This is a genomic window from Rhodococcus qingshengii JCM 15477 (assembly GCF_023221595.1).
Lineage (GTDB): Bacteria > Actinomycetota > Actinomycetes > Mycobacteriales > Mycobacteriaceae > Rhodococcus_F > Rhodococcus_F qingshengii.
The window spans coordinates 2,141,582-2,156,162 of sequence record NZ_CP096563.1; the positions used below are offsets into that span (position 1 = coordinate 2,141,582).

The 14,581-nt window shown below is 62.3% G+C and carries 11 protein-coding genes and 1 riboswitch; of the genes, 8 read left to right on the forward strand and 3 right to left on the reverse strand.

Translation table 11 applies throughout. The annotated features are described in order from the left end of the window. Positions 1-13: 13 nt before the first annotated feature. A complete protein-coding gene (locus M0639_RS09790; RefSeq protein ID WP_064074914.1) occupies positions 14-2,134 on the reverse strand; it encodes an MMPL family transporter in 2,121 nt (706 codons plus the stop codon). A 71-nt stretch (positions 2,135-2,205) separates the two neighbouring features. Further along, positions 2,206-2,351: riboswitch (cobalamin riboswitch) on the forward strand. 116 nt (positions 2,352-2,467) lie between these two features. Between M0639_RS09790 and M0639_RS09795 the strand changes: the two genes are divergently transcribed. The 4 genes from M0639_RS09795 (at position 2,468) to M0639_RS09810 (ending at position 6,133) form a co-directional block, all read left to right on the forward strand. Further along, positions 2,468-3,463, forward strand: coding sequence for an ABC transporter substrate-binding protein (locus tag M0639_RS09795; RefSeq protein WP_029254958.1), 996 nt, complete (start codon positions 2,468-2,470; stop codon positions 3,461-3,463). Beyond that, complete coding sequence (locus tag M0639_RS09800) at positions 3,460-4,500, forward strand: FecCD family ABC transporter permease (protein WP_050654847.1); 1,041 nt, start codon at positions 3,460-3,462, stop codon at positions 4,498-4,500. Before M0639_RS09795 ends, M0639_RS09800 begins: the two co-directional genes overlap by 4 nt. Positions 4,501-4,568: 68 nt before the next feature. Next, on the forward strand, positions 4,569-5,366 hold the full coding sequence (locus M0639_RS09805; RefSeq protein ID WP_081305329.1) for an ABC transporter ATP-binding protein: 798 nt from the start codon (positions 4,569-4,571) through the stop codon (positions 5,364-5,366). Then, positions 5,363-6,133, forward strand: coding sequence for a (2Fe-2S)-binding protein (locus M0639_RS09810; protein WP_003940787.1), 771 nt, complete (start codon positions 5,363-5,365; stop codon positions 6,131-6,133). Before M0639_RS09805 ends, M0639_RS09810 begins: the two co-directional genes overlap by 4 nt. 31 nt (positions 6,134-6,164) lie before the next feature. Here M0639_RS09810 and phoA read toward each other — a convergent pair whose 3' ends face one another. Beyond that, entirely contained in the window at positions 6,165-7,697 is a 1,533-nt protein-coding gene (gene phoA / locus M0639_RS09815; protein ID WP_003940796.1) for an alkaline phosphatase, read from the reverse strand. Between the two features lie 268 nt (positions 7,698-7,965). Here phoA and M0639_RS09820 point away from each other — a divergent pair, with 268 nt between their 5' ends. The 4 genes from M0639_RS09820 to M0639_RS09835 all read left to right on the forward strand — a co-directional run bounded on the left by M0639_RS09820 (position 7,966) and on the right by M0639_RS09835 (position 13,684). Next, positions 7,966-11,253 carry an error-prone DNA polymerase gene (locus tag M0639_RS09820; protein ID WP_058039040.1) on the forward strand — a complete coding sequence of 1,096 codons (3,288 nt, stop codon included), beginning with the start codon at positions 7,966-7,968 and terminating at the stop codon, positions 11,251-11,253. A 234-nt stretch (positions 11,254-11,487) separates the two neighbouring features. Next, entirely contained in the window at positions 11,488-11,835 is a 348-nt protein-coding gene (locus tag M0639_RS09825; RefSeq protein WP_007727425.1) for a hypothetical protein, read from the forward strand. A 14-nt stretch (positions 11,836-11,849) separates the two neighbouring features. Then, the gene (locus M0639_RS09830) at positions 11,850-12,620 is read left to right on the forward strand and encodes a glucose 1-dehydrogenase (RefSeq protein ID WP_003940866.1); all 771 of its coding nucleotides are present in this window, start codon (positions 11,850-11,852) and stop codon (positions 12,618-12,620) included. A gap of 56 nt (positions 12,621-12,676) precedes the next feature. Continuing rightward, a complete protein-coding gene (locus tag M0639_RS09835; protein WP_007727420.1) occupies positions 12,677-13,684 on the forward strand; it encodes a zinc-dependent alcohol dehydrogenase family protein in 1,008 nt (335 codons plus the stop codon). Here M0639_RS09835 and M0639_RS09840 read toward each other — a convergent pair. Next, positions 13,671-14,561, reverse strand: a complete 891-nt coding sequence (locus M0639_RS09840) for a dienelactone hydrolase family protein (RefSeq protein ID WP_007727417.1) — start codon at positions 14,559-14,561, stop codon at positions 13,671-13,673. The two genes, M0639_RS09835 and M0639_RS09840, sit on opposite strands and share 14 nt — an antisense overlap. Positions 14,562-14,581: the final 20 nt, after the last annotated feature.

Here is a 14,581-nt window from a genome sequence, read left to right on the forward strand (position 1 = left end):
GATCCAGTCGCGATCAGTGGCCGATGCCGACCTTCGCGTGAACCTTTTTCAGCCACACAGGAGCCCACCAGTTCGCTTCGCCCATCAACTTCACGAGCGAGGGCACGAGCAACATGCGGATGATGGTCGCGTCGACGATCAGCGCGACGATCATGCCGACGCCCAGGAACTTCATCACTGACAGCCCTGACATTGCGAAGGCCCCCGTCACCACTATCAGGAGTAAGGCGGCAGCCGTCACGATGCGGCCGGTGCGCTCGGTTCCGAACTTGACCGCTTCCTCTGTCGTCGCTCCCGCGTTCTTGGCCTCGACCATCCGTGACATCAGGAAAACCTCGTAGTCCGTGGACAATCCGAAGACCACCGCCAGGATGAGCACGACAAACGTCGCCTCCAGCGGAGTTTGACTGACCCCGAGGAGTTCGACGCCGTGTCCGTCCTGGAAGACGAAGGTGAGGACACCGAAGGTGGTCGCGAGACTCAGGGCTGCCATCAGCACCGCCTTGATCGGCAGCACCACCGAACCGAACGCGAGGAACAACAGGATCAGGGTGGATCCGACCATGATGAGGATCATCACCGGTAGCCAGTGCAGGACGGCGTTGTTGCCGTCGTCGACCATGGCTTGACCGCCGCCGACAAGCAGCACCGTTCCGTCGGGAGCGGAGATCGCACGCAGATCTGTCACTGCGGCGCTCTGTGATTGGGGTGTAGAGCCCTCGCTGTAGAGAGCCTGAACCGCGACGAGTTGATTGGTGCTCGCGACGACGGTCGCCTGACCGATGCCCTCGACTTGACCGGCGGACTCGGCGATCGCTGCACCTTCGGCCGGGGTGAGAGTGTTCCCGTCCTCGGCCTGAAGGATCATCGTTGCGCCGTTTCCGGTTTGCGGGAAGTCGTTGACCAACGTGTCCATTGCGACGCGAGCGGGGTCGTTGTCCGGTAGTGCGGTGTACGAGAGTTCTCCCAGCCGGGCGCCGAGCAGCGGCGAGGCCATCACGAGCAGCACGGCCACGATCGTCACCGAGACTGCGACCGGACGCTTCATCACCCACGTGACGACGCGGCCCCAGAACTTGCGCGAGCGTTCCTCGCCGCGTTGCGCCGCATCCTTGCGCCATGTCAGGGCGTTGATGCGATGCCCCAGAATGGCAAGTAGCGCAGGCACAGCGGTCAGCGACAGGACGGCCGCGCTCAATACCGCAGCGATCGCGCCGAAGCCCAGAGACCGGATGACGGCCTGGGGGAATACGAGCATGCCGCTGAACGCACAGATCAGCAGTAGACCCGAGAACATGACGGTGCGACCCGCCGTCAGAACTGTCCGCTGAGCAGCCGCTCCCGGGTCCGAGCCCGAATTCAGTTCTTCACGGAACCGACCGACCACGAACAGTCCGTAGTCGATGGCCAGTCCCAACCCGAGAAGAGAAGCGACGTTGATCGAGAACGAGGACACATCGGTGATCAGCGTGAGGATTCGCAGAACCGCCAAAGCACTCAGGACACTGAGTACACCCACGAACACGGGCACGGCAGCAGCGACGATGCCGCCGAAGATGAAGACCAACAGCACCAGAGTGATCGGAATGGCGATGGCTTCGGCGACCACCAGGTCCTTCTCGAGCTTGGTGTTGAATGCGACGCCGACGACGGTGTTACCCGCGAATTGTGCCTCGGCACCTTCGACTTCGAGCTTCGGCAAGAGATCGGCGAAAGTGGCGGGCGTGACGCCCGAGTCCGGTGCCAACGTGATCGCAACGGCCGCCATGGATCCGTCGTTCGAGAGCAGGCTGGCCTTCGCTGCGGCGTCTGTTCCCCAATACGATTTCACCGAAGCGGTCGGCACTTCGGTTTTGAATTGGTCGACGGCGGCTGTCACTGCCGGCCCGATGTCGTCCAGAGTCTTGCCGTCCGTGGGCGAGTAGATCGCGATGATGTCCGGGGTCTGCGGTCCGAGATTGTCTTCGATGATGTCGGCGACCTTCGCGGAGTCGCTGCCCGGATCGATGAAGCCGCCCTGGCTGAGCTTGCCGAACACTCCGAGTCCCCACACCCCACTGATGAGAACTATCAGAACCGCGAGGCTCAGTACCCACCATTTCCGGGCGACGACGGTTTGGGCCCAGCGTGTCATGTATCAACTCCGGTGTGTGGGGGCGTCTGGCCAGATCGACTGTAGTGGGCGTTTGGTCTTGAATCGGAAACGTCATGCATACTGCTCGAAGCACTTGCAAGCCACGTGTGTGGGGGAAGCCGGTCCGAATCCGGCGCTGACCCGCAACGGTAGGTCGATTCTCGGTAGTCACCGAGTGTCGGCAAGCCCGATTACCCGCCGCGCGGTGTGCGACATCCATTCGTCGTGGTCTACGAAAAGGAAGTCCAGCAGGAGCTCTGGCCGAGGATCAGCGTGCGGGCGGAGTTGTCTGTCGGATTCTCATTCGTGGCTCAGAGCCCTTACGAGGTCCCCGTGTCACTTCAGTTCTCCCCGTCCCGCGCCGCCGCTGTTCTCATCGCGGTCGCCTTGGTTTCGGCAGGTTGTTCCAAAGGTCAGGAATCAGAGTCGGCGTCTGCTGCGGAATCCTTCGCACAGCCGGTGTCCGTGACCAACTGCGATCGCGAGATGACCTTCGATTCGCCGCCGCAGCGCATCGTGTCTTTGAACGGACACGTCACCGAAGCCCTCATCGAGATCGGCGCGGGTGATCGGATTGTCGGGCGGGCGTACAGCGACAACCCGCCAACTGCCGAGACCGCCGATGTATTCAACAAGATTCCCAGCCTCTCCGATACGTTCCCCAGCATGGAGCAGGTTCTCGACGTCGATCCGGACTTCGTGGTCGGAGGAATGACCAGTGCCTTCAACGAGAAGCAAGGCCGTTCCCGAGACGCTTTCGGCGAGCGCGGAATCAACACCTTCCTCTTCTCGGAATACTGTGGCACCGGGTTCCCCGACATCGGATTGCTCGAGAACGACTACACGCAACTCGGTCGAGTCCTGGGCGTCGAAGATTCCGCCCGCGAGGTCGCAGAGGAGATCAGCGATGGTCTCGATTCCGTCCGCGCTTCGGTCGGAGACGCGGCGCCGGTACCGACCTTCTTCTACGACAGCGGTGACCAGGTTCCGACGACCATCGGCGGAGTCGGCGTCGGTCAATTGGTCGCGGAATACTCCGGCGTCTCGAACATCTTCGCCGAAGGGACAAAGCCCTACATCGACGCATCGTGGGAAGCTGTTGCCGAGCGTGCACCCCAGGCGATCGTGGTCATCGACTACGGCGACAAGACAGCCGAGCAGAAGATCGACTTCCTCCGTGCCCAGCCGTTGATGGCGACCACCCCTGCTGTGCAGCAGAACCGGTTCGTCGTGGTTCCTCTCGCTGACCTGTTCGAGAGTTCACGGTTGGTGCGTTCGGCACAGACCATCGCAACAGCCTTCCATCCAGGCGCTGACGCGGCGAAGTGACCCGCACGCGTTACGGGTACGGCGCCCTGCTTGTCGGCTTGGCGGTCGCCTTGGCGATCGTCCTGGGGTTGGCCGTCTCCTTGGGATCGGTTCGCATTCCCGTCGGTGACGTCTGGGCGATAGTCGGAGCCCGTTTGGCGCCAGGGACTTTCGAGACGTGGTGGACCGCGGCGCGGGAGTCGATCGTGATCGACTCCCGCCTGCCACGTGCACTCACTGCCGCGGTGGTGGGTGCTTCGTTGGCGATGTCGGGCGCTGTTGCTCAGGCTGTCACACGGAATCCTCTTGCCGACCCGTATCTGCTCGGAGTTTCGTCGGGTGCGGGATTCATGGTGGTGCTCGTGTCGGTGCTGGGTTTCGGCGCCGGCCTCCTCGGGGTTTTCACGATTCCGGTCGCAGCATTCGTCGGGGCGATGATCCCGTTGTTTCTCGCACTGCTGATCGGCGGCCGGTATCCGCAGCCGACCGCGATCATTTTGGTGGGTGTCGCGCTCGCCCAGATATTCTCGGCGCTCATCACCTTTTGCATCCTGGTATTGGCCGATGATCGGCACGTGACGTCGGTGATGCACTGGATTGCCGGCGGATTCGGTGATGCACGATGGTCGACGCTGATCTTCCCGACGATCACACTGGCCGTCGTCGGCACAGCCCTTCTGTTCAGTTCGCGATGGATGGACGTTTTGCAGACCGGTGACGACGGGGCTGCTGCACTCGGTATGAACGTCCGACGGTTCCGTGTCTTGTCCTTGCTCGCGGTCTCCGTACTGGCGGGCGCAGCAGTCAGCGTTGCCGGTGGAATCGGTTTCATCGGTCTGCTGATCCCGCATCTGGCCGGCTTCATCGTCGGCACCAGAGCAATTCGACTGCTCCCTGCTGCAGCCCTGCTGGGCGCCGTCGCGATGGTTGCCGCGGATACCGCTGCGCGCTCGGTGGCACAATCCACTGAAGTTCCGGTCGGAGTGATCACGGCCCTCGTGGGTGCACCGATCTTCGTCTGGATGCTCTACCGGCAGTATCGGAGGCTCGAACAGTGACACAGGCCAGAACAGTGACACAGGCCAGAACAGTGACACAGGCCAGAACAGTGACACAGACCAGAACAGTGACACTCCCGAAAGACTCCGAAACTGCGCCCCTGCTCGAACTCGTCGAGACCCGGGCGCGGCTCGGAAATCGCGAAGTGTTGCGCGGCATCACTTTCGCAGTCAAGTCCGGTGAAATATTGGGCTTGGTCGGGCCGAACGGCAGTGGCAAGACGACGGCGCTGCGCTGCTGCTACAACGCTTTGACGCCGACAGGTGGCGCAGTTCTGATCGATCAAGTCGACTCGACGACGCTCTCGCGTAAGGACATCGCCCGAACTGTCTCGGCAAGTGTTCAAGAACCCACTGTCTCGGCAGGACTGTCGGTTCGTGAATCGATCGCGCTCGGACGAACTCCGCACCGCAGCTGGTTGGACCGAAGTACGGAGCGCGATACCACCATCGTGGACCGGTGCATCGAGCAGGTCGGTTTGGTCGAGCTTGCCGGACGAGACGTATCGACCCTGTCGGGTGGTGAGCGGCAACGTGTCTCGATAGCTCGCGCATTGGCTCAGGAGCCCAAGGTTCTGTTGTTGGACGAGCCGACCAATCATCTCGATCTTCGTCACCAGTTGATCGTGATGGAACTGCTTACCGAACTTGCGTCGGCGGGGCTCGCAGTTGTGGTCACGATGCACGATCTACGGTTGGCAGTCGAGTACTGCGACAACCTTGCCGTGCTCACCGAAGGTGAACTCCGCGCGTGTGGGTCTACGGTCGAGGTGTTGGACGAGCCGTTGTTGGCCGAGGTTTTCGGCATCAGGGCGCGAGTCGAACGCGGAGTACGTCCGCGGATGGAGATATTGGGGCTGGCATGACGGAATCGGTGGCCGGGATCTACGCCCGTATGGCAGTAGCTGTGCCGTTCTTCGACAACCTGAGCGCGTATCCGGATACGGTGCCCGCGGTGTTGATGACCGACCCCCAGTGGTTGGCAGCACGTGTCGCCGATACGGCAGAGCGATGGGGGAGTGCGGACAGTCGAGTGAACGGCACGTTGTGGTGGTACTCGGCCAGCTCGACGCTGACCGGCATTCCGATCGGAACCGGGATGGTCACCGGGTTCGCGGCCGATCCATCGTTGGACGGTGGGCGGATCTTCTTGCGTGACAACGGCTATCTGGGCGGTTTTGCTGCCGGATCGGTCATCCCGATCTCGCGGAGTGTGGCGGAGTTGGGCCACGCGATGTTCCGCTCGCTCAATCCCGTGATCGAGGTACTCGCCGAGGTGTCCGGCGTTCGGCAGCAGGCGCTGTGGGCGATCACGACGGACTCCATCGCCAATCGCAGCCTCGATGCCGCCGGTAATGCGCGGGAGCGCGGAAGTGCATTTGCGGCCGGTCTGATCGAAGTTCTCCGCGGTGAGAACCCGGGCATTCCGGTCCCGCGTTTCGTGGACGTGGATCGCAGAGAATCTGCTGTGCGCGTAAGTAATCCATTGACGCCGGTGGCATTCGGGCGACGCAGATTCACGCAGCGGGCGTCGTGCTGCCTGATCTACGAGGTACCCGGTGAAGGCAAATGCACCAGTTGCCCGAAGCGCGCACCCGAAGATCGGGTGCGCGCCTTGGCTGCTCTGGTGTGACTGTGGGTGGGCGGATTCAGGTGTTATCGGATCAGTGAGCTGCGACCTTGGAACGGTCGAGTCCCAGCGCGTCGGTCATCGTGAAGAACAGGTCGGTCTGGTCCGTGAGACCGCTGACGTTGGCCGCATGCGGGCCGAAAGCTGCTACGCGCAACTGAGTTCCGGTGTGTCCTTCGGACTCGACGGCCGGATCCTCGGACGTTCCGTAGCTGATCGTCATCTCCGAGCCGTCCTTGGTGGTCAGCTTGCGGGTCAGGCCGGGGTAGACGATTTCCTGGGCGCGCTCGACCGGGATGTTCTGGTCCTTGGCGATGGTGGCGATGTCGTCGGCGCTGACATTGGTGACGATCTGGCTGGTGTGAGCGTGGTCGGCTGTGACGATGACCAGGGTTTCTCCGTCGGTCTTCGCGAATTCGAGTGCCTTCTGCACAGCTTCGTCGAGGTCGACGGTTTCACCGATCTGACCGCATGCGTTGGCTGCGTGATCCTGCTTGTCGATCGAGGCACCTTCGACCTGGAGGAAGAATCCGTTGTCGTTGACCTTCAGTAGGTCGATGGCCTTCTGAGTCATGTCCGCGAGCTTGGGCACGTCGGAGGTTCGCTTGGGGTTGTCGACGCAGGTTTCGGCGGGTTGCAGGTAACCGTCACGGGTGGCGACGGAGCCTTCCCAGCGGACGGGCATGTTGCCGTCGGCGAACAAGCCGAGCACGGGTGCATCCTGATCGGCCTTGCCGACCTCGTTCATCTCGGCGGCGTTCTTCACCAGCTGGTAGCCACGGGCGGCGGCCTGCTCATTGAGTGTCTTGCCCTGCCAGTCACCGGCTTTCGCAGTCTCGGCGAAGGACTTGGCGCCGCCGGCAAAGGTGACGTCGGCGCGGGTGTCGAGGAGCTGTTCGCTGATCGATCCCTTGCCGCCGTTCTCGAGGGCGTTCTCCGGGCAGGACTTGGACGTCGCCTCCGGTCCGTAGCACTTGCGGCCACTGACGTGCGCGACCTGCACTGCGGGGGTGGCGTCCTGCACCTCGGCGGTGGAGACGTTGCCGGTGGCCTTGCCGTTCGCCTTGGCGATCTCGAGGACGGTCGACTGGGCCTGCCCCTTGATGTCGACGGAAATCGCGCCGTTGTAGGTCTTGGTGCCGGTGGACCATGCCGATCCGCTGGCTGCGGAGTCGGTGACGTAGTCGGGCTTGCCGTCCTTGGTCAGTGCGTAGTGCGTGTACTGGCCGGTGATCGGCAGGGCGTCGAGGCCGGGGAAGCTGCCCGCAGCGCCTTCGGCGTAGTTGCGTGCGGCGGTGATCTCCGAGTCGCCCATGCCGTCCCCGATCAGGAGGATGACGTTCTTCGCGCCGGAGGCATTGACGGCGTCGCGCACTGCGGCCGACTGATCACCGTCGATGCGACGAGCGCCACCGTTCGAGGACAGTTCGCCGGTCGCGGCGCGATCGACGGTCGCGCCGTTCGAGCCGGTGGCCTCGTCGGCGCTGCTGCTGCAGCCGGCAGCGGCCAGAACGGCGACGGCGCCGGCGACGGCCGTCAACCTACGTGTGTTGCGCGAGAACGACATACGAGTAGTACTCCTGGAAACAGTATGGATGGAGATTATGAACGCCGCTAATGATCTGGGGCGAAAGTGAACGGAGTGCAGACATGCGTACATCTGAATGTGACGAGACGGTGAGGGTTGAGATTCGCTCTGTTGACTGTGGGTGAGTGACCTGTCAGACTGAATCTGCATCGAACATCAGTTCGATGCATGTGGTGCGTCTTCCCTTTCGGCATCCTCGAGCAGTCGGTCGTCCCTGACGGCCGACTCGATCAGGTGCGAGGTCAGTGTGGGTTGGGGAAATGGGCCGCCGACGTGGTCCGAGATGGAACGGGTGCTTTCCGGACGACCCGGCCGTGTGGAACATGAGGATTTGTTTCCGGGCGATGGAAGCGACAGCCCCGCCTGGTCAAGAAAGCGCGGCGAGTACCACGCGGGCGAGCTCACCCGTGGTGCCGGTGTAGTTCCTTACGCAGAACTGCACGCTCACTCGGCCTTCAGTTTCCTCGACGGTGCATCACCGCCGGAAGAGCTGGTCGAGGAAGCAGTGCGTCTCGGGCTCGAAGCTATCGCCGTCACCGATCACGACGGCTTCTACGGCGTGGTGAGGTTTGCGGAAGCCGCACGTGAATGGGGAATGCGCACCGTGTTCGGGGCCGAGTTGTCTCTGGATTCGGTACCCAGAACCGGCACGGCAGATCCCGGTGGAACGCACCTCCTGGTACTTGCCCGTGGGCAGGAAGGGTATCGCCGGCTCTCGCGGGAGATCGCTGCCGCGCATCTGGCGGGCGGCGAGAAGGGCAAACTGCAGTACGACTACGACGTGCTGACCGAAGCGGCCGGTGGCCACTGGCAGATCCTGACCGGGTGCCGGAAAGGTCATGTGCGGCAAGCCTTGACGTCGGGTGGTCGCGAAGCAGCGGCGGATGCCTTGGGGGATCTGGTCGAGCGTTTCGGGGCGGAGCGAGTGTCGGTGGAACTCACTCATCATGGGTTGGCGGAGGACGACGAGCGCAATGCCGTTCTGGCCGAATTGGCGAGAGAGCATGGACTACGTACGGTGGCGACCACCGCCGCGCACTTCGCCGCTCCTCCGCGTCGACGCCTCGCCATGGCAATGGCGGCTGTGCGGTCGCGTCAAAGCTTGGACGAGGCAGCAGGATGGTTGGCCCCTACCGGCGGAGCGCACCTGCGGTCCGGCGCGGAGATGGCGGCACTGTTCTCGCTCTATCCCGAGGCTGTCAGTGGTGCCGCCGATCTTGGTCGTGAGTGCGCTTTCGATCTCAAGCTCATCGCGCCCAAATTGCCACCGTTCGACGTGCCAGCCGGGCATACCGAGGCGTCGTGGTTGCGTGAGCTCACCATGGTGGGGGCGCTGGAACGTTACGGACCGCCGGAAGGTGCACCGAAGGCATACGAACAGCTCGAACATGAACTTGCCATCATCGAGGGATTGAACTTTCCCGGATATTTCCTGGTGGTGCATGACATCGTGTCGTTCTGCAAGAACAACGACATCCTCTGTCAGGGAAGAGGTTCCGCTGCGAACTCGGCGGTGTGTTACGCGATCGGCATCACCAATGTCGATCCGGTTCGCAACAAACTGCTGTTCGAGAGGTTTCTTGCGCCTGAACGTGACGGCCCGCCGGACATCGACGTGGACATCGAGTCCGACCGCCGGGAAGAGGCGATCCAGCACGTGTACGCGAAGTACGGGCGTACGTATGCCGCGCAGGTCGCCAATGTCATCACCTATCGAGGAAAGTCGTCGGTGCGGGACATGGCTCGGGCGCTGGGCTTTTCGCAGGGACAGCAAGATGCGTGGAGTAAGCAGGTCGGCCGGTGGGGTGGTATCGACAAGAATGCGGATACCGATATTCCGCGTCCGGTACTCGAACTGGCGGCGCAGATCGAAGGCTATCCGCGGCACCTCGGTATCCACTCGGGCGGCATGGTCATCTGCGATCGTCCCATCGCCGACGTCTGCCCGGTGGAGTGGGCGCGGATGGCCAATCGCAGTGTCCTGCAATGGGACAAGGACGATTGCGCTGCCGCTGGGCTGGTCAAGTTCGATCTGCTCGGCCTCGGCATGCTCTCAGCTTTGCACTACATGATGGACCTGGTAGCCGAACACAAAGGCATCACAGTCGATTTGGCGCAACTCGATCTGTCGGAAACAGCGGTGTACGAGATGTTGCAGCGGGCAGATTCGGTGGGTGTGTTCCAAGTGGAATCACGTGCGCAGATGGCGACACTGCCGCGTCTGAAGCCTCGAAACTTCTACGACCTGGTAGTCGAGGTCGCGCTCATCCGTCCGGGGCCGATCCAAGGCGGATCAGTGCATCCGTACATTCGTCGGCGCAACAAACTCGAACCTGTGTCCTACGACCATCCGTCGCTCGAGAAGGCACTCGAACGCACGTTGGGGGTTCCGCTGTTCCAGGAACAGTTGATGCAGATGGCCGTCGACGTTGCGGGCTTCACGCCGTCCGAGGCCGATCAATTGCGTCGGGCAATGGGATCGAAACGCTCCACCGAGAAGATGGAACAACTGCGCGCGAGGTTCTATCAGGGCATGCGAGACCTACACGGCATCGGTGACGAGGTTGCCGACCGGATCTACGAAAAGCTTTATGCATTCGCTAATTTCGGTTTCCCGGAAAGCCATTCACAGAGTTTTGCCGCGCTGGTCTTCTACTCCTCGTGGTTCAAACTTCATCATCCCGCTGCGTTCTGCGCCGGACTTCTGCGCGCGCAGCCCATGGGTTTCTACTCGCCGCAGTCCTTGGTTGCCGATGCGCGCCGGCACGGAGTGCAGGTACACGGTGCAGACATCAATGTCAGCCTCGCGCATGCCACCGTCGAGGCAGGTGGATTCGAGGTTCGGCTGGGGCTGGGGGAAGTGCGCAACATCGGCGATGCACTCGCCGAGAAAATTGTCGAACAGCGCGACCTCGGTGGACCATTCACGTCGTTTCTCGATCTGACGGGGCGGGTGGAACTGACTACCGCACAAGCTGAATCGCTGGCGACCGCCGGTGCGCTAGCCAGCTTCGGTATCTCGCGTAGAGAAGCGCTGTGGGCAGCGGGCGCTGCGGCGGGGGAGCGCCCCGACCGCTTGCCCGGTATCGGTGCGTCGGTCACAGCTCCCACCTTGCCCGGCATGAGCGACGTCGAATTGGCGGCGGCGGATGTCTGGGCGACAGGAGTATCTCCCGACACGTACCCGACACAATTCCTCCGCCCACAGCTCGACGCGCTCGGCGTGGTGCCGGCGTCGAGACTTCTCGACATCCCGGACGGTGACCGTGTGCTGGTGGGGGGAGCAGTCACACACCGGCAGCGTCCGGCCACAGCTGCGGGCGTCACGTTCATCAACCTCGAGGACGAAACCGGCATGGTCAACGTCGTGTGTTCGGTGGGGTTGTGGGCAAAGTACCGAAAATTGGCAAATACGGCGCCGGCGTTGCTTATTCGAGGGAAGGTGCAGAATGCAGAAGGCGCTGTCACCGTCGTGGCAGACCGGATGCAGCTGATGGATCTGCGAGTTACGGCCAAATCGCGAGACTTCCGTTAACGCCTGATTCTGGCCACCATGTTAGTGCCGAGAGACAGTTTTGTGCCGAGAGGACAAATGTGGAGCTCAACTCTGACCTCCGAGCATATGGTGCGGGTCACATTTGCTCCCTAGGGTTGTCGCTTGAGCGCGATCGATTCACCACACGCAGCCGCGGTCAGTTGCCTTGCGCGTGAATATCGTCGCCTTCCAAACGCGCTGAACCAAAAGCACTTCGAGTCGAAGAGGAACTTCATGAGCACAGCGATTCTCGTCGCACACGTACACCCCGCCGATCCGTCTTCGGAGGATGCGTTCAACCGCTGGTACGACGACGTGCATATTCCGCAGGTCGTCGAACGAGTGCCCGGAGTTGTCTCCGCCTCCAGATTCTTCCTGGCGGATGTGCAGTTGCTGCCCGAGGATGCATTGCCCGCGCGCCGCTACCTGAGCATCTATCAACTCGACACGGAAGATCTCGCGGGCACCGCGCAGGCGTTGGGAAGTGCTTTGGGCGACGGAACTCTCGACATGTCCGAGGCCATCGCGACCACCGGCGACACCGGACCCGAATTGCTTTTCTACGTCCCGACCGAGAATTGAAGGGGAACGCTGACATGTCCGATCTTCTCGCGAACAAAGTTGCAATTGTCACCGGCGCAGGTGCCGGAATCGGCGCCGCCATTGCCCGGGCGTTCGGGGCGGAGGGCGCGAGGGTCGTGGTCTCCGACATCAACGGTGGCGCAGCACAGGCAGTGGCGGACTCGATCGACGGAGCTATCGCTGTCACCACTGATGTCACCGACGAACAGCAGGTCAAGGATCTCGTCGCCAGAGCGGTCGAAGAGTTCGGCGGACTGAACGTCGTAGTACCCAACGCCGGTATCGCCACCACGACCCCGCTGATCGAGACCTCGTTCGAGGACTGGCGGAAAGTGATGTCGGTCAACCTCGATGGAGTGTTCTTGACAGTGCGTCATTCGCTGCCCGCTCTCGTCGCATCCGGTGGCGGTTCGATCGTGAACATCTCGTCGATCTCGTCGACCACCGGCTCGCCTTTGATCGGCAGCTATGCCGCAGCCAAAGCAGCAGTTCGCAATCTCACCGAAACCCTGTCAGCCGAACTTCGCTTCCACGGAATCCGCGCGAATGCATTGCTGCCCGGATTCATCGATACCGACCTGGTCAAGAGTCACCAGCAGGATTTCGAGAATGCCCTCGGCCTCGAGTCCGGGGGATTCGACGACCTGATGGTCACGAAGCAGACGCGCTACGGCCGGACCGAGGAAGTTGCCGCCGCCGCAGTGTTCTTTGCGAGCGACCAGTCGTCGTGGTGCAACGGCAGCAGCCTGGTTCTCGACGGAGGGTTCACCGCTTCCCTCCTCTGAGCAGCAGAACCCTTTCCGAACGTCACCCGATCACCATTCGTGCGAGGATCCACACCATGACCAACCGCGCCGTGTACGTACTCCCGCCTGGAGGATTGAACAACCTCGAATCGAGGACGATCGAGACCCCGGGCCCGGGTGCGGGTGAGGTGACGATCGCGATCCACGCGAATTCGCTCAACCACCATGACTACCTCGTGGCGACCGGAGAGATAGCAACCGACGGTCCGCGGATCCTGTTGTCCGATGCTGCCGGGGAGGTCGTTGCGGTCGGAGACGGCGTAACGCAGTTCAGCGTCGGAGATCGCGTGATGAGCACCTATTTGCCGCATTGGCGGAGCGGCACACCGGATTTCGACGGATTCGGAAATTCGCCGGGTGACGGTGTCGACGGGTTCGCCCGCGACACCGTCACCGTGCCGGTATCTGCTGTGACAGTGATGCCGCGAAACTACACCTACGAGGAAGCCGCTACCTTGCCCACCGCGGGATTGTCAGCGTGGCGCGCACTATTTGCCGGAGTCCCGATCATCCCAGGGTCGTCGGTGTTGATCCCTGGGACCAGCACGGTGGCGCTGTTTGCCGTCCAGCTGGCCAAAGCTGTTGGAGCTCAGGTGATCGCAACGTCGTCGGCCCCCGACAAGATGGCACGATTGGTCGAGCTCGGTGCCGATCACGTGGTCAACTACCGTGAGCGCCCGGACTGGGGTTCGGAAGCGATGCGGCTCAGCGGCGGGATCGACCTCGTCCTCGACGTCGGCGGGCCGTCCACCCTCGGCCAATCTCTGGCGGCAGTCCGACCAGGCGGGCGAATCTGCGCGCTTGGCATCATGAACGGCCCCTCGTCGTCGATCGACCTGACTTCGCTACTGACCAAACAGGTCACCATCGAAGGTGTTCTGGTGGGCAGTCGTGCACATCAGGAGGAGATGGTCGCCGGGCTGGAGAGCCTGGCGCTTCGTCCCGTCATAGATTCTTCCTACAGCCTCGACCGCCTCGCTGACGCTTTCGAGCAGCAGAAATCCGGGCAGGCCTACGGCAAGATCGTCATCACAAACCCTTGATCGCTTGCCGGTCCCAACGGGGATCGGTGAGGATTTCCGCCGAGTCGCCGACAAATGCACGTGCGGCAGTCTGGTCGCCGCTCAGGGTGAATCTCAGCCACGCGGTGAGGTAGCCCCGGAATCCTTCGCCATCTGCGGCCCAATTGTGGCCGACGCCAAGCAGTCTGCCGCGGACCGCCGGCCCGGCGGTTTTGTCGAAGTACTCAGCTTGCGGATCGGCGGTGGAGACCGGGTCGTCGGCGCCGGTCATGAAGAACGTCGGTCCGGTCAACTGGGCCACGTCGATCACGTCGACAGGTCGCGAGGCCCACCACGGGTCAGGCAAATCGAGTACCGCCGTGGCGGTGATCAGATTCGCGGACTGGGTTGCCGCGTTGATCGCGCCACCGGCGCCCTGGGAGTGTCCGACCGAGGCAATGTTGTCGGTGTCGATCCGCTGGTGAAAAATGCTCTCAGCGTTGGTGTTCTGATCGACGACGTACTGGGCAGCCCCCAAGATCTCCGTCCCGTCGCCGGTGACGCTGCTGTCGGCCACCACAACGACAAAACCCCAAGAAGCGAGATGCTGCAGGAGCGCTTCGTACTCTTCGTAAGTCGCATAGCTGCCGTTGCCGAAGGTGACGACGGGATGCCGATTGCCATCAGACGACAAGCCGGCTGGGTAGAACAGTTGGTACCCGGGAACTGAATCGGCAGCCACTTCATGCGCACCCTTGGCTGCATACAGATCGCTGATCGATTCCGACGCGATGGATTCGGTGGTCGCGACTTCGGGAGTTGTCGGAACCCCCGCGGTGGCATGAGTGACGGCACCGGAGAGTGCCAGCAGACACGATGCAGTCACGACGGCGAACGAGTACGTGGTTCGAGAAGGCATGGGCACAAGTATGTCTTGTA